Genomic DNA, 20,213 nt, shown 5'->3' on the forward strand with positions numbered 1-20,213 from the left:
CATTAATGCATTACCGTAATTCGCACCAATTAATCTAATCTAAGCTCGCGTTCGAGTCAAAGGGAATGCGAAGAAAGGCTTGCTTTTGGCTGTTTTTTAGCCTTTGGCTCACTTAAAAGTTCTATTCTTGGCCTGTTTTCACTGAACGTTTCGGTAATATACTGCTGCATTTGAGTAAGGCTTAACTTATCAAGTGCCTCTAAAAGCTGTTGTTGCATATTAAATTCAGTATCGCGATTACCAATAGCTAACCATAGGCGCTGTGAGCGTAATCGTAAATTTTTATCTTTTTCAGCAATGTGTGTAACAAGACCTGCTTTGGTATCGAGCCATTGCTGCTCAGAAATGTTGTTTACTTGTGCCACATAATTATTAATAAATTGCTGGTGACGCTGAAGTATCTCATCAGCACTATGCATCGGTGACTGCACGTAAAAAGCAATACCAGCACGGGTATTAAAAGGAGCATAGCCCGCACCAACTAAGTAGCCGAGCTGTTGCTTGGTTCTTAACTCATTAAAATAATCTTGGTTTATTAAATGATTAAGTACCATCATTTGCACCTTTTCGGTAGTGTCATCCGTTTGTGCTTGATAGTACAGCACCATCGCATGATCGCTACAATTTAACGTGAAGCGCTGTTGATCTACTTCGGTTATATCGTTTAGCGGTCGCGTTAAATCAATAATTGTGGTGCTGTCAGCTAGGTGTTTAGTCACTTGCTTTTGGAACTTAAGCGCATCACTACGTTGCCAGTTACCATGTAAAAAAGACTCAACGTGCAAGGCTTTAAAAAACTCATTTCTAAAGCAATTAAATTGATGGAAGCTAGTATCCTTTAAAGCTTGTGCTAAGGCATTAGGCTCTGGGTTCCATGGCATGATTTGCGCACCCAAAATACTAAATAGCTCACTAACAGGTTTGTTTTGATTGCTGTTTCGCCAGTGTCTAACGAGCTGCTTTTTATATTCAGCAAAGCGTTTTGCGCAGATTTCAACATTAAAGAGTGCTTCAAGTAACTCATTAACCAGCTCTAACTGACTCGATGAAAGACCCGCAGTATGTAGGGTTAAGCCACCTTGGTGAGAGGTTAAGTGATAACTAAGACCAGCCAATTCTGCTGGATAAAATTGCTCAGCAACACTGTCCATAAACAGGTCTGCAAATAAGCGGGTAAGGGCCATGTGTTTAACATCTTTAATTGCAAAGGTTGAGTCCATTGCTAAGTAAAAATGCCCTTTAGCTACTCTGAAAGTTGCGTCTTGTTTAAACCAAAAATCAAAGCCGTCTCGTGTGACTAAAAGCTCAGGTGATTTATTTGGCTCGTCTAATGGTAATAGTTCAACATCTTTTGTGAGGTATGGGTTAGCACTTGGTAAGCACATCTGTGGTAATGGCGTGTTTATTTCACTAAGCGCTTCTAACCAACTTGCTGAGATGTCTTCTACTTTATATGGGGTGTTGTACCAAGCAGTGGTGTGCTCAGGCTCAACACCTGGATGAATGAGTACTAAGCGCATGTTATCAGGTGTTAGCCATTGCATAGCAATTTCATGGGCACAACGGTTAAAGCCTTCCATTAAATAATCGCCTTGCACATAGTTGGCTTCATCGTAATGCTGCATATTAATGCTTAAGTTACTTACCCAATCAATTAAGCGCGCTTTTTCTTGGTTATCAAAGGCAATTTGCAAGAGGTTCTTTTTGTCTTGATAAAGACGCGGCAATTTATCGGAGTTCTGGTTAATTAAGCAGATATACTCAAACACCATTTCAACGATATCTTCATAGTATTCAATACCTTCATCAGTTAACGCCATACTGATGTTAAAATCTTTGAAGTTACTGCCATTAATGCCACCACCTGCTGAGAGAGCATTGATCCAGCCTTGCTCTTTTAGAATAGAGTACAGCGAACCTTTGCCTTCGTAGCCAAGTAAGTGAGCGATAAAACTAACGGTTTTGTGACGGTAAAAGTCATCAATATTTGGCATCGCAAAGCTAATAATGAGCTTTTGCATATGTTTATGTGGCTCAATATGCAGCACCTTACCTAAGTCTTGTTTACGGTAAAGTGGCTGCTCTATGATCTCTTTACTTTTTGGCTGACCTTTAATTTCGCTAAATAACTGTTTTACCCAGGTGGTCATGGTCGCAATATCTTCATTGCTACATATCACAAGTGTCATCCACTGAGCCTGATAATGGCTATCGAAAAAAGCGCGTAGCTCATCACTGATACATCCCTCACGATCCGCGAGGGTTTGCTGGTTACCGACAGAAAACTTTGCAAAAGGGTGTGCTGGGTTAACCGTTTCTTTATGAGCCTGATAAATACGGCGGCCGTCATCTTTTATTTTTAGTTTAAATTCTGCGTCTATAGCATTACGTTCTTTTGTTGTCTCTTTAGGATTTAAGAGTGGGGCAATAAAAAAACGACTGAATTGTGCCAGTGCTTCAGCAAACTGTTGGTTATTAATATCAAAGAAGTAGCAAGTGTGCTCAGTACCAGTCCAGGCATTGGTGTTGCCACCAGATTGCGATACAAAATTAGAAAATCCGCCCGATTCTGGGTACAGGTCAGTGCCTAAAAAAAGCATATGCTCTAAAAAGTGCGCGAGACCTTGCCTATCAAGGGGGTCATCGAAATGGCCTGCGTTAATAGCCATTGAAGCCGCTGATTTTGTTGACTCTAAGTCTTGCACTAAAAGTACTTTTAGACCATTGTCCAGTGTTAGGGGTTGATATGTTCTGTTATCATTGCGGCTGATATTCAAAAGATGCTCCTGAAAGAGTGCGTTAATGTCCTAACAACAGATGATATTTTCAGGAAAGCTAAAAAAGACAGAGCTACGAAAATCTACCTGAATATCATAAGCGGATGTTTAATGTATCTAGTGATGATATTCTAATATAGCGAACAATCAAGCAAACTGGCTACTGTTTTATATTCTTTAATCGGTTGATTTTTTATGAAAACAATCTTAATCATGCGCCATGGCGAAGCTACGCCAATGCAAGCAGATGATGCAGCAAGACAACTGACCGAGACGGGTCACCAAGAAGCCAGTCGAATGGGGCAGTGGTTAGCAACACACCATAAACCTGATGCTCTGTTGGTAAGTCCTTACATTCGCGCACAACAAACTGCTATGGATGCGACGCAACATATTTCGTTACAATTTAACGAAACTTGCAGTGATATTACCCCCGATGGTGTACCGCAAATTGCTGCTGATTACCTAGAAACCTTGATTGCTATGCATCCAGACTGCAATACCTGGTTGGTCGTTGCCCATATGCCAATTGTTAGCTACTTAGTTGATCAGTTAAGCCCTGGTCATATGCCAATCTTCAATACAGGGGCGGTTGCTGTTATCGAATATGATGAACACAAACAGCGCAGTCAGTACCTCAGTATTCACTCGCCAAATAACGTCGAAATCTAACAGTGGATTTGCTAAATTAGCGCCACTGTTAATTTTTTAAGTTCTTACTATGACAATCGAACGTTTACAAACCGGTGCGCGTATGAGCCGCATCGTTAAGCATAACGGCACAGTATACCTATGCGGCCAAGTTTGTGCTGATGCCGAAAAAGATATCACCGAACAAACTCAAACCATGCTAGATAAGGTCGAAGCGCTACTTATTGAAGCAGGTAGTAGCAAAGAGCACATGCTAAGTGCCACAATTTACCTGAAGAGCATGGAATACTTTGCACAGATGAACGCTGTTTGGGATGCATGGGTGCCACAGGGTCATGCACCAGCTCGCGCTTGTGTTGAGGCAAAAATGGCGCGCGATGCATTATTAGTTGAGATTTCTGTCGTTGCAGCCGTTAAGTAACGAGCAGCGTATCGCGCAGATGATTGCTCGCTTTAATGATCAATCAGGGCGCGAACTGATTGAACTGCCACATTGGCATTTTTGCGACAATGAGCAAGATGCCAATGACTGCGCATTGCTGGTTTTAAATGGCGTAAAACAAGCAACAACCCCTTCACTTTATTGGTTTAAAGCCAATAATGAAGCCCTTCCTGAAGTTGGTGATTTAGCCATTTTTACCAATTGGCAGGGACAGCCTCTCGGCATTATTGAAACCGTCTCTGTAACTATTACCCCATATAATCAAATAAGCGCCGATTACGCTGCATTAGAAGGCGAGGGCGACAAGAGCCTTGAGTACTGGCAGCGTGTGCATTGGGATTATTATCAACGAGAGCTCGCAGGTACAGGCTATCAATGTCATCCAGAGATGCCGTTGGTGTGTGAGCAGTTTAGGTTAGTTTACAAGGAGTCAGAATGAGCACGAGTCCAGTGGTTCTTATTACCGGAGGCGGCCGCGGTATAGGTGCAGCAACAGCAAAACTATTTGCTAAACATGGCTATGATGTGTGTATTAATTATAAGTCAGATCACGCAAGTGCAGAGCAGGTCGCTGATGAGATAAATGCGCTTGGCGTAAATGCCTATTTGTTACAAGCTGATATTGCCGATGAGCAGCAAGTACTCGCCATGTTCGCCAAATTAGATGCTCAGGTTTCGCGGTTAGATGTGTTAGTTAATAACGCAGCGATGATGATGCCGCAAATGCCGTTATTAGAGATGGATGCTAAGCGTATCAACGCTATTTTAAGTTGTAATGTTACAGGGGCATTTTTGTGCGCGCGAGAAGCAATAAAGCGTATGGACAAAGGCAGTATTGTCAATGTTTCATCGGGTGCATCGCGAACAGGCTCGCCAAATGAATATTTAGATTATGCTGCATCTAAAGGAGCGCTTGATACTTTCACGATTGGCCTTGCCAAAGAAGTCGCGAGTAAAGGTATTCGAGTTAATGCGGTAAGGCCAGGCCTTATTTATACCGATATGCACCGTGATGGCGGTGAAGCAAACCGAGTTGATAGGTTAAAATCTAAGTTACCGCTAGGGCGAGGTGGTGAAGCTGACGAGGTTGCCTCAGCGATTTACTTTTTGGCAAGTGAGCAAGCCTCATTCACAACGGGCAGTTTTATAGACGTATCGGGTGGGCTTTAGTAAGCCTTGCTGGTGGTAACTGCTTTGAGGGGTTATTATTTCCTAATATAAACCATAAAAATAACCCAAGGTAGCCCATGGATTCACAAAAGAAATCGACTTTATTTCTGTTCGGCTTATTTATGTTCATTATGTTGGTGGGGTTGTTTGGTGTATCGCAAACAACACGCTGGAGTGAACCTTTAGCTAACAATATATATGCAATTGCGGGCCTGTTTGCTTTTAGTGGTGATTGGACACAAGAGCTTTATAAAACCAATCAAATGAACCCTTTCATTGAATTTGCTCGATTTGCAGCCCCCTTAACGACAGCATTAATTTTCTTTTATCTAATTTTTGATGGTGCAAAGCAGCTCATTGTATATTTACTGAGGCCTCGCTCTGACTTTCAGCTTGTTGTGGGTTTGGGAAATAAAGGTTCTGCCATTGCTCTATCTGCATTGGCTGCGAATAAATCAGTTATAGCAATCGAAAGTAACCCTGAAAATAGTCATATTGCCTTACTGAAACAAAAAGGTGCGATTGTGCATGTTGGTGATATTAATCAATCAGTTGCTGATAAGCTTCACTTACAGCATGCTGAGGCGGTATTTTTCTGTTGTGGCGATGATAGCCATAACATTACTATTGCTCAGCAAGTACTTACTAACTTACCCAACTTGAAAGCGCCCGTTTTTGTACATCTGCATAGTCGGGTATTAGCGGATCAACTTAAACAACTCCCTCGATTTATTGAAAATACCAGCACCGAACTACGCTTTTGGCGTAAAAGCCAGTTACTAGCAGAACAGCTTTTTGCCAAGCATTCGCCGTTACCACTGCTTAATATTCAAGGAAAAGACCAAGTTCATTTGGTTATTTTTGGTAGTAATGACGCGGCGTTAGATTTAGCAAGAACTTATGCGAAAAGTGCTATCTACAGTAGTTTAAAGCCGGTAAAAATTACTTTAATCACTACCGAATCTAATGCAGAGTTGAGTGCAGAACTTACAGCTATTGACGCTGCCGCTGAGCTTAACGTTATTAATAAGCAAGTTCATGAGTTACTCGCAGATAATAAACTGCTGCTCGATATCATTTCTAATGCAACGCAAATTTATATTTTCGATACACAGCAATTAAACTGTTTCTCAATCGCTTTGACACTTCGCAATAAGATGCTAGTTGAATGCTTATTTATGGCACCCATTTACTACGCGACTAGCTACACCGAATTTAGTGAACAACAACAAGCTAAAACAAGGCAAATACCTGATAACTTGGTGGCTTTTAATGATAACAGTAAAGATATCAATATTAGCGCAGTGACTCAGCCTCGTGGCTCAGTGTTAGCTAAGCGAGCTCACGAACAAAGCTATCAAGCAAATCAAGATAATGTTACTTCATGGCAAGACCTACCTTATAGTTTAAAGGAAGCCAATAGAGCTTTTGCGCTGAGTTGGCGTGAAAAACTGGCGATGGTAAATGCACGTTTTAGCAGCCACTCAAACAGCATTGAATTATCAGATAACGAGCTCAATATGATGTCGTCGATGGAACATGCTCGCTGGTGCGCTGAGCGTAAAATTGATGGCTGGCAGTTTTCTAGTACTCGCTCAAATATTGCAAAACGACATACACTGATAAAACCTTGGCATGATTTAACACAACAACAGCAGCAATGTAATAGTGATTTTTTTGCCGCAGCTGTTAACGATTTACTGTTACTGGCAAAAGATACAACGCAACCTTTTGGCATTGAAAAAGTGGTCACCGTGGCAGTCACAGGCCATCGCTTCACAAACCTTGAAAGCCAGCAACATGACACTTTGGTTCGAGATATTGATCAGCAGTTAGATGCGCTTAAGCAGGCTCATCCAAATTGTCATTTTCAGTTTGTTTCTGGTCTTGCTGAAGGAGCTGATAGATTAGTGATAGAGCGAGCGCTAACCCGTTTAGACGCTAGTTTTATTGCTCTACTGCCCATGCCTTACGAACTGTATAAATTGGATTTTAGTAAACAAGATAGTGAGTTTGAACAGTTGCTCGCCAAAGCACAGTGGTTTGCAGAAATTCCCCCTGTTTATCGAAGTTTAGCCGAGATGGAAGATATAGCTAATGAGTCTCGTGCTTTGCAATATGCCTCTTTAGCAGCGCACTTGGTTGCTATGGCCGACGAGCTGATAGCTGTCTGGGATTCTCAACCTAGTAGAGGAATTGGCGGTACAGCTGATGTTGTAAACTGGTGGCAGCATGGTGTGCCAGAACAGTTTAAGTGCCGTTCCCCGTTTACTAGTAAGGGACTTAAAGCTGAAGTGCGTATTGTAGACTTTAAGAGAGATTAGCTAATGAGTGAGAAGTTAGTTAAGCATCAATACTTGGCGTTTATTTCATATCGTCACGCTGATAATAAGCAAACTGGACGGCAGTGGGCAACCTGGTTGCATCAAGCAATCGAAACCTATGAAATCCCAAAAGATTTAGTGGGTCAAAAAAATGCCCGTGGCGAGTTGATCCCTGAGCGTATTTTCCCTATTTTTCGCGATGAAGAAGAGCTCCCAGCCGATGCTGATCTTGGCAATGCAATTACACGTGCACTAGATAATACTCAACTGCTTATTGTGTTATGTTCACCTAACGCAGTGGCATCTACTTATGTTGCAGATGAAATCGATTACTTCAAAAAGTTAGGCCGAAGCGATCAAATTATTGCCGCAATGATTGACGGTGAACCAAATGCAAGCTGGGATAAAACAAAGCAATCGCAAGGGGTTGCGCCAGAGGATGAATGTTTTCCAAAGCCCTTACAATATGCTTACGACGCACAGGGCAACCCAACAACACAATTAGCTGAGCCTCTAGCGGCTGATTTTCGGGTTAATCATGATGGCAAGCTTGAACAAGGCTGGACCTCAATTGAAGCATATAAACAGTATTTAAAATCGCGCACTGAATTTTCAAGCCAAGATTTAGCTCGATATGTTGAGCAATACCAAGCTCAACAAAAATTGATGCTGTTAAAAATTATCGCAGGCATTTTAGGTGTGCCACTCGGAGCATTAACTAAGCGCGACCAAGCTTATCAATTAGAACTTGCTAAGCAAAAGGCAAAGCGTTTGCGCCAATGGTTAAGCGCCGTCGCTATGCTGGCTGTTATTGCAGTGGTAGCGGGTGTTTTTGCTTATATTAAACAGCAACAAGCCATTAAAAATGAACAGCTTGCGCAACAGCAAACTAAAATAGCAACTGAGCAGCGTGATGCTTCATTGTTAAATCAAAGTCGCTTTTTGCTTGATAGGGCCCGTCAAGCTAACGATGATGGAGAGCATGATACTGCGTTGCTATTAGGCCTCAATGCACTACCCGGTTTATATGGCGGAGAGCGTCCAATGCCCGGTGGAATAGGGCAATTGCGTCGGGCGATTTATGCCAATAACAAACACTTTTATTATCAAGCACAAGAAAAAATTGAACAGTACCAATATGTTGAAAATGAACAGCTGTTTGTACTTTCAAATGGCAAAGTTAAGCGTTTATCAATAACAGACAGTGACGAAGATAAACTGCTTAAAACTGAACAGTTTGTTCAAGGCTTTAGTCTGAGCCGTGATAACAAACAACTTGCTATAGCGACTCGAGAGGGCGAAGTCAGTGTTTGGGATAGTGATACCTTAACCAAACAACAAAGCACCGAAATTAAAGCCGAGATAAAAAACCTAGTATTTAGTCCTGATAACAAAACCCTTTATATGAGCAGTCATTTTGACCGGCTCATTGTTTGGGATGTCACTAATAATGCGCTTTTATACGATGTTAAACATTCTCAGCAATACGGCTTGGCAGACATTCAAATTAGCCCAAATGGTCACTATATTTTAACGACTCCTGAGCTCGTGGGGCCACTTAAACTCTTCAACGCTCAAAATGGAAATGAAATACGCTCATTGGATTTAGCTTATGATTTTACAGCTAAAAATAGCTTAGCTCGACAAACAGGCTTTACCAATGATAGCCAAGGCTTAGTTATTTACGATCTAAATGGTACCCGTGTTGAAGCAGTTGAAAGTGGCGAGCAACAAGGAGTTACTCCGCATATTCATACCTTGATGAGTAAAAATGGAGAATACGTTTATGCAATGGCCACTGTTAACCAAGTGCAATCGACAACCGAAAATGCTGATTTTATTCGTAGTTTAGAAAAGGCACCGACACTTTGGAATATCAAAACAAATCAAGGTAGTCAGCTTAGCCATTTTTCAAATGTTGAAGATGGCGCATTTACACCAGACGGTAAGCTTTTGATCACATTAGCGTATAAAAATGTGCGTGTGTGGGATGTCGCAACTGGTATTGAAGTTAATAACTTTAAAATTAATCAGCGCACAAAGCTTGTTTTAACAAACAGTGAGTTGGTTAACGCCTCGAGTGATGACAAAAGTATTTCAATTTGGTCATTACTGAAAAATAGCCCTAGCATAGCACTTAGCGAAAAAATTAATTTATGGGGCGCTGAATTTAGCACTGACGGGCACACTCTAACAGCACAGAGCCTTGATAATAAAAACCAGCTTTATATGTTTAATAGCTTGAGTGGTGAGCTTGTTCGACGCATAGATTTGTGTGAACGACATCGTGTTAATATCGCCGATGTAGCCAATGCAAAACGCTTTATAAGTGTGGAATGTGGTTATGGCAATCACCAAGTATTTGATCTAGAAAAGAACAGCTTAATTGAGTTTGGTGACAAATATGATTCGTCTTCGGTGGTGTTATTAAATGAAGCACTGCATTTTGTTTTATTTATTGAAGATTCTTGGAACAAAAAAGCGCTTTACTTAGTTGACTTGATGAGCGAACAAAGCATCGCCGAAATCCCCCTTAGTGAAGATACCATAATGACCGAGCCTAGGCTGAGTGCTGATGGGCGTTATTTATTGCTAGGTAATAATAAAAAAGGGGTGATGCTTTATGATTTACAAGCGAAAAAGCCGCAGTTTAATACAACTAAAATAGCCCGAGTTCTTGATGCCTACTTTGTGTCACAAGCAAACCGTTTGGTAATAAAAGCAGCCAAGCGTAAAGTGGGTATCTTGGATTTGCAAACCGGTGAGGTTTTAAAACAACTGACCTTCCAGTCTGATATTGCAGACCTACTTGTTAAGGGGAGTGAGCTGGTTATTGGATTAAAAGACAAAGCTGTTGTGGTTGTTGACACTGTTAGCTTGCAAGAACTTTATCGATTTAACACCACTGAAGAAGCTGGGGATTTAAGCTTATCAGCATCAGCAGAATATTTAATAATTAATCAAGGCAAGCCTAGTATTTATCATCTTGACACGGGTCAGCTGTTTTATCAGGTTGATGATTATCAACAGCAAAAAATAGCGTTTGATGAGCATGCTGACCGCTTAATTATATTAGCTAATCAAGGCAAGTTGTTTAGCTTACCCGCATTGAGTCGTGAAATTAATGATGCTGCGAAAAATGCATTGCCAAAAAGACGCAACTGCTTAACGCAAAAACAGCGTGAAGATAACTTTATTTCGCCATTAAATGTTCAGCAAAAACAAGTGCGAGGATGTTTAAAGTAAAATACTTAACCAGATGCTAAAGCTCACCACACTCAATACTGTTGAAAGCACGACGCTACTTGCCAGTGTCGCTTGGTGTTGCTTAATTTGATTGGCGATTAGATAAGCGTTGACCCCTAAAGGAGAGGCGCTTAAAAGTACTAACACGTTCAGTAATGATTGCTCTAGATTGAATACGCTGCCTGCAAAAAAGTAGACCCCGCACGGTAATACAACTAGCTTGATGATGGTTGCGATGATTGAGGCTTGTAAGTTGTCGGCCACTTTATAAAACGCAAGGTTCGCCCCTAATACAAACAACGCACAGGCAATGGCAGGTTTCGCAAGTAGACTCAGGCCATTTGCTAAATCATCAAAAAGTGTAAAGCCAAGTAGGTTAACAGCCAGGCCGCTACTGATGCTTAACACGACTGGGTTCAGCAGCATGTTTTTAGCAAATGCTCGCCAAGAGAACGTTTGCTGCGATTTAGCGCTGAGCAAAAAGGTGAGGGTAAACAAAAGTGCGCTATGAAAAGTAATGATCATAAACACAATGCCAACCATCTGTTGCCCAAGTGCAGCAATAATTATAGGTAAACCTACCAGTACCGTATTTGAGTAACTACTGCCAAGGGCAAAGACAGCATGACGTGACGGCGCAGACTGCTTGCTAATAAGGTAGCGGTCAAGAACATAGCCAAGTGCGTAAATGGCCAATACCGGGATGTAAAAGCTCAAAAACCCCGCAATGGACACACTATTTTGTAAATCGGCTTGGGCCATATTTAAAAATAGAAAAGCAGGCACACTGATATAAAAAGTAAACTTACTTAAACCTGCTATATGCTCTTTCGATAAAAACTTGCTTCGCGAGCTGATGTAACCACTTAACACGATAAAAATCAGTGGAAAGATAATCGAAAAAATATGCACTTTAGGCCTTATGATAAGAAGACGTTATCGTCTGAACTCATCACTTTGTGGAAGATTAATTAAAATAAGTACTGCACCTTTACCACCAAATTCAAGAGGCGCTTGGTGCATAGCAATCACATCAGGGTGTTGAACTAAATATTGCGGTACCTTGTGTTTAAGTATGCGCTCACCAATGCCATGCACAACACAAGCGCAATAGTAATGCTGTTTTTTACACTCATGAATTAAACCTGCCAACTCATCTTTGGCTAATTCTTTATTTAAGCCATGTAAATCAAGGGTTAAATCTGGTGGGTAATCTCCACGGCGAAGTTGTTTTGCTAAAAAGCTATCGTGACCTGGTTTGACATAACTTACGGTGCCATGAGTGTCGATGTCTGGTACATATTCATCAGAAAAGAAAAATTCTGCCTGATGTTGCTTTTTTTGCTGGGAAAATTGCTTCGCTTGTGACACTTTAGGCTTATTGGTGAATCGAATAGTGTCTTGTTTAAATGCTTTGGCACCACTGATACTCTGACGAAATAAGTCAATATCGTCAGTGCTAATGTGGTTGTTGGCGTGGGGATCTTTTTTCATGGCGGCAGTCTAAACAAAAAAACGCTAAAAATCGAGTAAAAACCAACTGAAAAGACGGTACAATACGCGTCAGAACAGACTTTGAAAGTTAAGGAACATACATGAACCATTTCCAGATAGAAGACGCAATTTTAGACGAGGCAATTGCAGAACTTTCAACGTTGCATGATTGGTTACGTTGGACAACCAGTCAATTTGCCAGCAGTGGTATTTTCTTTGGGCACGGCACAGATAATGCGTGGGATGAAGCAGTTAGCTTACTATTACCTGCATTAAGTTTGCCAATAGATGCGCCAAAAGAGTTAATGCATGCGCGTTTAACCAGCACCGAGAAAAACCGTTTAGCTGAACTAATTGCAGAGCGTATTAATGATTGTACGCCAGTACCGTACCTGACCAACACAGCGTGGTTTGCAGGTATGCCGTTTTATGTTGATGAGCGCGTGTTAATTCCACGTTCGCCATTTGCTGAGTTAATTAACAATCGCTTTGCGCCTTGGTTAGAAGAGCCAAGCTCAGTAACGCGCATTCTTGATTTATGTACCGGTTCTGCATGTATCGCTATTGCACTTGCACAAGCATTTGAAGATGCACAGGTTGATGCGGTTGATATTTCATATGAAGCGCTCGAAGTTGCTGATATTAATATTAGCGATTACATGCTAAATGACCGTGTACTGCCAATTCAGTCAGACGTGTTTAGTGGCGTTCCGGGTCAAAAATATGACCTGATAGTAGCTAACCCACCGTATGTTGATGCTGAAGATATGGCTGATTTACCGCGTGAATTCCATCACGAGCCAGAGCTTGGTTTAGCATCGGGTCATGATGGTCTTGATGTTACTCGTACCATCTTAGCTGAAGCCGCAGAGCATCTAACTGATAACGGTTTGTTATTTGTCGAAGTTGGTAACTCTATGGTACATATGGAAGAGCTGTACCCAGGCGCACCATTTGAGTGGGTTGAATTTGAACAAGGTGGTCTTGGCGTGTTTGTGATCAGCAAACAGCAGCTTGTTAAATATTTCGCAGATTAACAGCAGATTTTAAAAGCCGAGCCTGAGGGCTCGGTCTCAGTAGTCATTAGGAATGAGGAAAATTAATGGCAGGTAATAGCATCGGGCAACTATTTAAAGTGTCCACCTTTGGTGAGAGCCACGGCGTTGCATTAGGTGGCGTTGTTGATGGCACACCAGCAGGCCTTGAAATTAGCGAGGCCGATTTACAAATAGATTTAGACCGTCGTAAGCCGGGGCAAAGTCGTTATACAACACAGCGCCGCGAAAGTGACGAAGTAAAAATTCTTTCAGGTGTGTTCGAAGGTAAAACTACTGGTACTAGCATTGGTTTACTGATTGAAAACACCGATCAACGTTCAAAAGATTACGGCAAAATTGCCGAGGTATTTCGCCCAGGTCATGGTGATTATACTTATTGGCATAAATACGGTATCCGTGATTACCGAGGTGGTGGTCGCTCTTCTGCCCGTGAAACTGCGATTCGTGTAGCGGCGGGTGCAATTGCAAAAAAATATCTAAAACAATTTCATGGTATTGAAGTGCGTGCTTGTTTGAGCCAGCTTGGGCCAATTAAAGCTGAAGATTACAACTGGGATGAAGTGGAAAACAATGCATTTTTCTTTCCAGACACCAGCAAGCTAGAAGCGCTTGATGAGTACATGCGCGACCTAAAAAAACAAGGTGATTCGGTAGGCGCTAAAGTTAAAGTGGTTGCTAAAAATGTGCCTGTTGGTCTTGGTGAGCCAGTATTTGATCGCCTAGATGCAGAGCTTGCACACTCATTAATGAGCATTAATGCGGTAAAAGGCGTTGAGATTGGTGACGGCTTTGATGTGGTTGAGCAAAAAGGCTCTGAGCACCGTGATGAGTTAACTCCAGATGGTTTCACATCAAATCACGCGGGCGGTGTACTTGCAGGTATCTCGACAGGACAAGATATCATTGCCTCTATCGCACTTAAGCCAACCTCAAGCATTACCATACCGGGTAACAGCATTAATACCAGCAACGAAGCGGTAGAGATGATCACCAAAGGACGTCATGACCCATGTGTAGGTATTCGTGCAATTCCTATTGCTGAGGCGATGATGGCGATTACCTTAATGGATCACTTATTGCGCCAACGTGGTCAAAACCCACATGTAAGCCACGAACATGGACCAATCAAAGGTTCGATTTAAGCGCAGTCTTAAATAAAGTAAACGCAGTTAATGAGCGCGATGATTATCATCGCGCTTTTTTATGCCTGTTAGAATTTTAATAAGGGAAGTAGGCTGTGTTTGCTATCAGTCCACATGGTCAGTTCGCTAAATGGGGAGCGTTTAATGGGCGACAAATCACTGATAGATACACGATTTAAAAAAGCCTGATTATCAGTTAGCACTACCCAGTCTGAGCCTATGTCTGATGGGCTATGGCCTTGATAGCTAAACTTTAACATTGCTTTATTAAAATGTTGGCTATGTGCCTGTAATACAGGCAGTAAGTCGATATGATTATTTGAAATATGCACAATCAATACGCCATTTTCATTGAGCCTTTGCCAATAAAGTGACATTGCTTCTTGGGTTAGCAAATGCGCAGGAATTACATCACTTGAAAATGCATCAATAATCAAGACGTCAAATACTTCGTCCGCATTATTTTTTAGCGCAATACGACCATCCCCTAAGCTGACTGTGAGCTTGGCTTTACTGTTTTCTAAATATGAGAAATAGCGCTTTGCCATCTCGACCACAGCAGGGTTTAACTCAAAAAAGTGAATACTATCCTGTTGGTCTGCAAACCGCGCTAAAACGCCTGCACCCAAACCAATGACGCCAATGTTTAGTGCGCTGTGTTGCTTTAGTATGGCAAGTGATTTAGCGACACCAGTATGCTGATGGTAATAACTTTGCTCAAACTGTTGGTTTGGATTTAGTGGCTCTGAGCCATGAATCGTGGTGCCGTCAATTAAGCGCCTTTCTTTTATTGATTGAGTGTTTATATCTTTTACCGCTAAATAGCCATAAAAGTTGCGGCTAGTGGCAACGTTATATTGGTTAAAGTTTACTGCTAAAAAGCAATAGCATGCTAACCAAGCGATGGAGCTGGTTGCGAGAGTGAATTTGAGCTGTTTTGTCGTTGTTTTAGCATTTAATTGGAAGTAGCACACAAAACTAAAAATAACCGCTAATGTAAGTAAATACTCGTCAATCTGGACAAATAGCAATGGGGCAATGAGCGTACTGAAAAGCGACCCTAACACACCACCAAGGGCGATATAAAAATAAAAAATGGTAAATTGCTCGTTTTCAGGGGCTTTGTTTCTCAGCTCACCATGACAGACCATACCGGCGGTTAATAGAATCAGGCTGTAAATTATAAGCTGGGCTAGGGCATTGAATAAGCTGCCAAAATAAAACATCAGCAGACCTGCAAAAGCCGAGAATATAAACACATATGCCCACACATGACGCTGATAATTAGCTCTGTTGGCAAACGTATAACTAAAGGTGAGCAAGTAAATTACAAGAGGTAACGACCAAAGTAATGGCATGGGTGGAATATTAGTGCTGATCATATGCGTGGTAGATACCAACATGGCTGAGCTTAAGGCACTTAATAACAGCCATTGACCTTTACCTTTTAAAAGCGTGAAAGGCCTAGTTTGAATAGATGCTTTTGATAAATCGGGTGCTTTTTTGAGTAAAAATATTACTAGAAGTGCTAATAACAAGCAGTAGCTGATAAGTCCAAATAGCCAATATGTAGTTTGCTGCTCTAAAGAAAATAGTAATTCATAAACGAGTGGGTAGCTCATTAACGCCAGTAAAGAGCCCAAGTTTGAGATGGAATACCAATGGTAAGGCACCTGTGCTGAAGCAGTTTGCACATACCATCTTTGTAAAAGTACGCTGGTAGCGCTCAGTAGAATAAATATTGGACCAATTTCTATAAATAAATTAACAAACACCGCAAGCGCAGGTGGCCAATTTGTGAGATTTGGGGCTGCAAATTCTGTCACAACAATGAGTGTGGCAAAGGTGACTAAAACTATATGGGTGACTACCTGCAACTTAATATGAAAGCGCCCTATGTTATGCGCATAGAAATAGCCAATAAGTAACATGACTTGATAAAACACTAAACTCGCAGACCAGATAGAGGCACCACCACCAAATTGCGGTAGAAGTTGCTTTGAAAGCATCGGCTGAATTTGAAAAATTAAAAAAGCACTGATGAAAATAGTGAGCGTTGATAAATATTTATACATTGTTTTTATTACCTATTTTGAGATAGCAAAAACAATCTATTAGCCAGATTAAAGTGACAATGGAGTAACGCTTGAGTTTCTCTTAAGAAAACCTTAATCTTTGATTCGTAAATATTTATTGGAGAAGTCAGTGGCGCGTTATCGAATCGGCAAATTTGCAATTGATGAGAGTCGATGTTTAATTTCATCGCAAGATTATGAGCAAATAGTCGAGCCAAAGGTCATGGATGTATTACATACCCTTTATTTAAATAAAGGTGAAGTTGTAAGCCAAGAAGTAATCTTTGCAAATGTGTGGCCTAATGCTACCTACAACCCAAGTTCGGTACAGCGTTGTATCGCATTACTACGAAAAGCACTCCAAGAAGATGCCAAAAATCCGCAGTATATAATTACACACCCTAAGCGCGGTTATAGCCTTGAAAAAGTAACACAGGGGCAGAGCAAAAAACTAAAAGCGCAAAATCTTGGGTTGCTGTTTTTTTTACTAGTAAGCCTTATCGCTACTGCGTGGCAACTAATCCCTAAACAGCAAGATACTGCTCACTTTACCCAGCTGATGCCACTCACTTCGAGTGAACTAAATGAAGCTAATTTGTCACTTTCACATAGTGGTAAGTACCTTGCTTTTGTTAGAGGTGATAAAGGAAGTCAGCAAATTTGGCTTAAAGAGCTTGCGACAGAGCGAGAAGTGAGGCTGACTGAAGATGCTGCAAGCTACTATGCTTTGGGGTGGTCGACCTCCGATAATGCGATTGCGTTTGTGAAAAGTACAGAGCAGAAACAACATCTAAACACTATAAGCATTGATTTATCTAAATTTCAGCCATTAGAACAAGCGACGGTGAGTGTTTTTGATGACACCGTTGTAACCAGTCACCACATCGATTGGCATGCTGATAAGCTTTATTACATAGAAAAGGATAAACTACACAACGATACTCGACTCGTTTCACTTAACTTAGAATCTAAACAAAAAGCACATTTACTAGCTGCCACACAGCAAGATTGGTTACTTGTTAATGCGTTATCGAAAGACGGCCGTATAGTCGCAATGGGGATTGAAGCGGGGCAAAACAAATACCGTATTGATGTACTCGACCTAGCCAGTAAAAAAATACAAACTATTGCCATTATAGAAAACGGTATTCAAGGATTAAGTTGGCACCCGAATAATCAAGCACTATTGATTAGCCAACGAAATCAGCTTATTAATTTAGAGCTTGATGGTGAGCAGCAGTTAATTTCATTTAATAATTATCAAATAATTCGTGATGCCCAGTACACACCAGACGCTGAAGCCATTTTGATGGAGCTAGTGAATGTTGATGTAGATATTGTTAGCCAAACACGTGCCACCCCTGACAAATTGACCAAACTCGTAGATACCTCATCGATCGACTTTCTACCCGTGTTTTCGCCAGACTCAACTAAATTTGTTTTTGAGTCTCATCGTTTTGGATTAAAGCAATTATTTTTATACGATAATGGTAAGCAAACGCGCATTTTTGCTAACCCTGATAACCATGAGTTATTTGGTATTGTTTGGAGCCAAGACGCACGGCAGGTTTACACCGCAAGTAAAGATACATTGTTTAAAATTGATTTAAGCAGTGGCACTTATGAAACAATTCCCCATGGAAATCACTCTTTTTACTTGCGAGAAATGTATCACAATCAAGACGCGATTTTGGTTTCATATCGAGCGGAGGATGGACAGACGTTTCATCCGGCAAAATTCGATTTAACAAGCCTAAATTTGACACCTTTCACAGGCTCAGGGAAACGTTTAAGCTGCTATGGCATGGATTTAGATGAGCAAGATCAGATCTATTTTTCAAATAGCAACGAAGTGTTTCGAGTTAATAGCCGAGGAGATACTGAGACTGTTTGGCAAGCTGCTAATAATGACATCATTGGTATATCTGTAAGTAACCAGCAATTAGCGGTCACTATGGAGCATGCTGATACCATTAATTTCCAACGTATTGATTTGGCAACCGCTGCAACAGAAAGTTGGCAATTAACTCAACCTAAGCAACATATGCTGATCAACAGTGCCCATGATTTAACAGAGTTTTTATACCTTACAGAGCCTAATAGAACTCGTAAGTTAGTAAAACTTCTTTAGCTTGATATGTTTTTTACGTATTAATCAACTCCACAAGCTGCTTAAGCTGCTCATGACTGAGTGGGTTGTGGGCATGATTACCGTAAAGCAGCACGATATCAATGACAGGCAATACCGGAAGTGAGGTACCGCAGATCTCTTCCACACCTGATTGCATGCTTATTCGCGCCATACTGCCAATTGCCAGTCCCTGTTTAATCAAGCCATGTAACGCTCCCGCTGAGCCACAACAGGCAATAATATTAAAACGACGCTCGGCTTTTAATAGACCCTCAATACTGGCTTGGTGAAACTTACAGTCTCGTTGAAACAAGGCGATAGGAAGTGGGGTTGAATCGTTAATCTCAAAAGCAGGGCTTTTCACCCACACGCCTTGGCTTGATTGCAATAAGTAGCCTTCTTCGCTGTCTGGCGAGCGAGTGGCAATCACCAAATCGAGCATACCTTGGTCTAGTTTGGCTCTGAGCTCAGTACTAGGGGCGCAGCTTATTTGTAAATCCAGTGCATTAAACTGTTGGTGTAAAGCATCAACAAGCTCTGGTAGTAAAGAGTGGGCATAGTCATCAGGACAACCAATGCGCACACGTATATTGCCAGTGCCTGCTTTTAATTGCTTAAAGGCTTCATCATGAAGCGCTATCAATTGCTTTGCATAGCTTGCTAGCTGGTGGCCTTGATGGCTTAGCACCAACTGACGGCCTTGCTTTTCAAATAGCGGACTTGCGAGGTCTTGTTCAAGCTTTTTCATTTGCATACTTACCGCAGATTGGGTTCTGCAAATTTGTGCTGCAGCGCGGGTGAAGCTGCCTGTATCAACAAAGGCACAAAAAGTTCTGAGGGCATCAATATCCATAATGTATCAGCTTTTCTTATAGGTAGCATAAAAACAATTGGCGAGTAATTACCCAATTGCTGTTTTATAGTGAGCCTAATCTAAACGTTAAAGGAAGCACAATGCAATTATTTATTGGCAATAAAAACTACTCAACTTGGTCATTGCGGGCGTGGTATTTGCTGAGTAAATTCAATATCTCTTTTACAGAGCTGCAATTAGTTTTAGATACGCCTGAGTTTTATGAAGCATTAAAAAGTAAGTTTCCCGTGCAAAAAGTGCCGGCCCTTATTGATGCTGAATTAATCGTGTGGGATTCACTCGCTATTTGTGAATACATCAATGATGCTTATCTAAATGGTGCTGCTTGGCCTAGTGAAATAGCCCAAAGAGCAAAAGCGCGCAGTCTAGCGGCTGAGATGCACTCTGGTTTTGCTGCACTTCGCAGTGAAATGCCAATGAATATTCGCGCTAACAGGCATGTTGAATTATCAGAGCAAGCTAAAAAAGACATTGCGCGTATCGATGAGATATTTTCTGCTCAGCAGCAAAGTTACCCTAATGCATGGTTATTTGGTGAGTTCTCTATTGTTGATGCGATGTTTGCACCTGTGGTGCTGCGCTTCAAAACGTATCAGGTGGAGCTTTCGCATGCTGCACAAGCTTATTGCCAGCACGTACTTAGTTGCTCGGTAATGCAAAGCTGGATCAGCGAAGCCCTTAAAGAAACCGATATTGTAGACTGTGATGAAGCGGGTGAAGAAATCAACTAACTGAAATTTAGAATATTTTCCTATTTAATTTATTGTCTACTATACTTTTATTTGGGGTTTTTTGTAGTATTTTTATACAAAAATACTAGTTTAATTAG

15 protein-coding genes are annotated in these 20,213 nt (G+C 41.3%); 10 read left to right on the forward strand and 5 right to left on the reverse strand.

Going from position 1 to position 20,213, the window contains the following annotated elements; all coding sequences use genetic code 11:
- Positions 1–56: 56 nt before the first annotated feature.
- A complete protein-coding gene (locus L1D51_RS13805; RefSeq protein WP_239963920.1) occupies positions 57–2,777 on the reverse strand; it encodes an insulinase family protein in 2,721 nt (906 codons plus the stop codon).
- A 195-nt stretch (positions 2,778–2,972) separates the two neighbouring features.
- Between L1D51_RS13805 and sixA the strand changes: the two genes are divergently transcribed.
- The 6 genes from sixA (at position 2,973) to L1D51_RS13835 (ending at position 10,610) form a co-directional block, all read left to right on the forward strand.
- Positions 2,973–3,449: a phosphohistidine phosphatase SixA gene (gene sixA / locus L1D51_RS13810; RefSeq protein ID WP_055020730.1), complete on the forward strand. Its 477-nt coding sequence runs from the start codon at positions 2,973–2,975 to the stop codon at positions 3,447–3,449.
- A 49-nt stretch (positions 3,450–3,498) separates the two neighbouring features.
- Complete coding sequence (locus tag L1D51_RS13815) at positions 3,499–3,849, forward strand: RidA family protein (protein ID WP_054562122.1); 351 nt, start codon at positions 3,499–3,501, stop codon at positions 3,847–3,849.
- On the forward strand, positions 3,833–4,309 hold the full coding sequence (locus tag L1D51_RS13820) for an ASCH domain-containing protein (RefSeq protein ID WP_239963921.1): 477 nt from the start codon (positions 3,833–3,835) through the stop codon (positions 4,307–4,309). The genes L1D51_RS13815 and L1D51_RS13820 overlap by 17 nt, the downstream gene beginning before the upstream one ends.
- Positions 4,306–5,040, forward strand: coding sequence for an SDR family oxidoreductase (locus tag L1D51_RS13825; protein ID WP_054562120.1), 735 nt, complete (start codon positions 4,306–4,308; stop codon positions 5,038–5,040). Before L1D51_RS13820 ends, L1D51_RS13825 begins: the two co-directional genes overlap by 4 nt.
- Positions 5,041–5,117: 77 nt before the next feature.
- Positions 5,118–7,364 carry an NAD-binding protein gene (locus L1D51_RS13830; RefSeq protein WP_239963922.1) on the forward strand — a complete coding sequence of 749 codons (2,247 nt, stop codon included), beginning with the start codon at positions 5,118–5,120 and terminating at the stop codon, positions 7,362–7,364.
- A gap of 3 nt (positions 7,365–7,367) precedes the next feature.
- Positions 7,368–10,610 carry a TIR domain-containing protein gene (locus tag L1D51_RS13835; RefSeq protein ID WP_239963923.1) on the forward strand — a complete coding sequence of 1,081 codons (3,243 nt, stop codon included), beginning with the start codon at positions 7,368–7,370 and terminating at the stop codon, positions 10,608–10,610.
- Here L1D51_RS13835 and L1D51_RS13840 read toward each other — a convergent pair.
- Both L1D51_RS13840 and smrB read right to left on the reverse strand, forming a co-directional pair.
- Positions 10,602–11,522: an AEC family transporter gene (locus L1D51_RS13840; RefSeq protein WP_239963924.1), complete on the reverse strand. Its 921-nt coding sequence runs from the start codon at positions 11,520–11,522 to the stop codon at positions 10,602–10,604. The genes L1D51_RS13835 and L1D51_RS13840 overlap by 9 nt on opposite strands.
- A 24-nt stretch (positions 11,523–11,546) precedes the next feature.
- Complete coding sequence (gene smrB, locus L1D51_RS13845) at positions 11,547–12,104, reverse strand: endonuclease SmrB (protein WP_054562116.1); 558 nt, start codon at positions 12,102–12,104, stop codon at positions 11,547–11,549.
- A 101-nt stretch (positions 12,105–12,205) separates the two neighbouring features.
- Here smrB and prmB point away from each other — a divergent pair, with 101 nt between their 5' ends.
- Together prmB and aroC are read left to right on the forward strand one after the other, a co-directional pair.
- Positions 12,206–13,141: a 50S ribosomal protein L3 N(5)-glutamine methyltransferase gene (gene prmB / locus L1D51_RS13850; protein WP_175079220.1), complete on the forward strand. Its 936-nt coding sequence runs from the start codon at positions 12,206–12,208 to the stop codon at positions 13,139–13,141.
- Positions 13,142–13,206: 65 nt separating this feature from the next.
- Positions 13,207–14,304 (forward strand): chorismate synthase, encoded by a 1,098-nt coding sequence (gene aroC, locus L1D51_RS13855; RefSeq protein WP_239963925.1) that lies wholly within the window; start codon positions 13,207–13,209, stop codon positions 14,302–14,304.
- Between the two features lie 68 nt (positions 14,305–14,372).
- Here aroC and L1D51_RS13860 read toward each other — a convergent pair whose 3' ends face one another.
- Positions 14,373–16,379, reverse strand: a complete 2,007-nt coding sequence (locus L1D51_RS13860) for a fused MFS/spermidine synthase (RefSeq protein ID WP_055021733.1) — start codon at positions 16,377–16,379, stop codon at positions 14,373–14,375.
- 130 nt (positions 16,380–16,509) lie between these two features.
- Between L1D51_RS13860 and L1D51_RS13865 the strand changes: the two genes are divergently transcribed.
- On the forward strand, positions 16,510–18,510 hold the full coding sequence (locus L1D51_RS13865; protein ID WP_054562112.1) for a winged helix-turn-helix domain-containing protein: 2,001 nt from the start codon (positions 16,510–16,512) through the stop codon (positions 18,508–18,510).
- Between the two features lie 13 nt (positions 18,511–18,523).
- On the opposite strand, the gene L1D51_RS13870 is transcribed toward L1D51_RS13865, so the two are convergent.
- The gene (locus L1D51_RS13870) at positions 18,524–19,363 is read right to left on the reverse strand and encodes a LysR family transcriptional regulator (RefSeq protein WP_054562111.1); all 840 of its coding nucleotides are present in this window, start codon (positions 19,361–19,363) and stop codon (positions 18,524–18,526) included.
- A gap of 101 nt (positions 19,364–19,464) precedes the next feature.
- Here L1D51_RS13870 and L1D51_RS13875 point away from each other — a divergent pair, with 101 nt between their 5' ends.
- Positions 19,465–20,115 carry a glutathione S-transferase family protein gene (locus tag L1D51_RS13875; RefSeq protein WP_054562110.1) on the forward strand — a complete coding sequence of 217 codons (651 nt, stop codon included), beginning with the start codon at positions 19,465–19,467 and terminating at the stop codon, positions 20,113–20,115.
- Positions 20,116–20,213: the final 98 nt, after the last annotated feature.

The organism is Pseudoalteromonas shioyasakiensis (assembly GCF_022398475.1).
Lineage (GTDB): Bacteria > Pseudomonadota > Gammaproteobacteria > Enterobacterales > Alteromonadaceae > Pseudoalteromonas.

What these genes read in the sequence shown, in the direction of transcription:
- L1D51_RS13815 (WP_054562122.1), top strand. Translation starts at nt 3,499, where the DNA reads ATGACAATCGAACGTTTACAAACCGGTGCGCGTATGAGCCGCATCGTT.
- prmB (WP_175079220.1), top strand. Translation starts at nt 12,206, where the DNA reads ATGAACCATTTCCAGATAGAAGACGCAATTTTAGACGAGGCAATTGCA.
- L1D51_RS13875 (WP_054562110.1), top strand. Translation starts at nt 19,465, where the DNA reads ATGCAATTATTTATTGGCAATAAAAACTACTCAACTTGGTCATTGCGG.
- L1D51_RS13825 (WP_054562120.1), top strand. Translation starts at nt 4,306, where the DNA reads ATGAGCACGAGTCCAGTGGTTCTTATTACCGGAGGCGGCCGCGGTATA.
- L1D51_RS13860 (WP_055021733.1), bottom strand. Translation starts at nt 16,379, where the DNA reads ATGTATAAATATTTATCAACGCTCACTATTTTCATCAGTGCTTTTTTA.
- L1D51_RS13835 (WP_239963923.1), top strand. Translation starts at nt 7,368, where the DNA reads ATGAGTGAGAAGTTAGTTAAGCATCAATACTTGGCGTTTATTTCATAT.
- L1D51_RS13830 (WP_239963922.1), top strand. Translation starts at nt 5,118, where the DNA reads ATGGATTCACAAAAGAAATCGACTTTATTTCTGTTCGGCTTATTTATG.
- aroC (WP_239963925.1), top strand. Translation starts at nt 13,207, where the DNA reads ATGGCAGGTAATAGCATCGGGCAACTATTTAAAGTGTCCACCTTTGGT.
- L1D51_RS13870 (WP_054562111.1), bottom strand. Translation starts at nt 19,363, where the DNA reads ATGGATATTGATGCCCTCAGAACTTTTTGTGCCTTTGTTGATACAGGC.
- smrB (WP_054562116.1), bottom strand. Translation starts at nt 12,104, where the DNA reads ATGAAAAAAGATCCCCACGCCAACAACCACATTAGCACTGACGATATT.
- sixA (WP_055020730.1), top strand. Translation starts at nt 2,973, where the DNA reads ATGAAAACAATCTTAATCATGCGCCATGGCGAAGCTACGCCAATGCAA.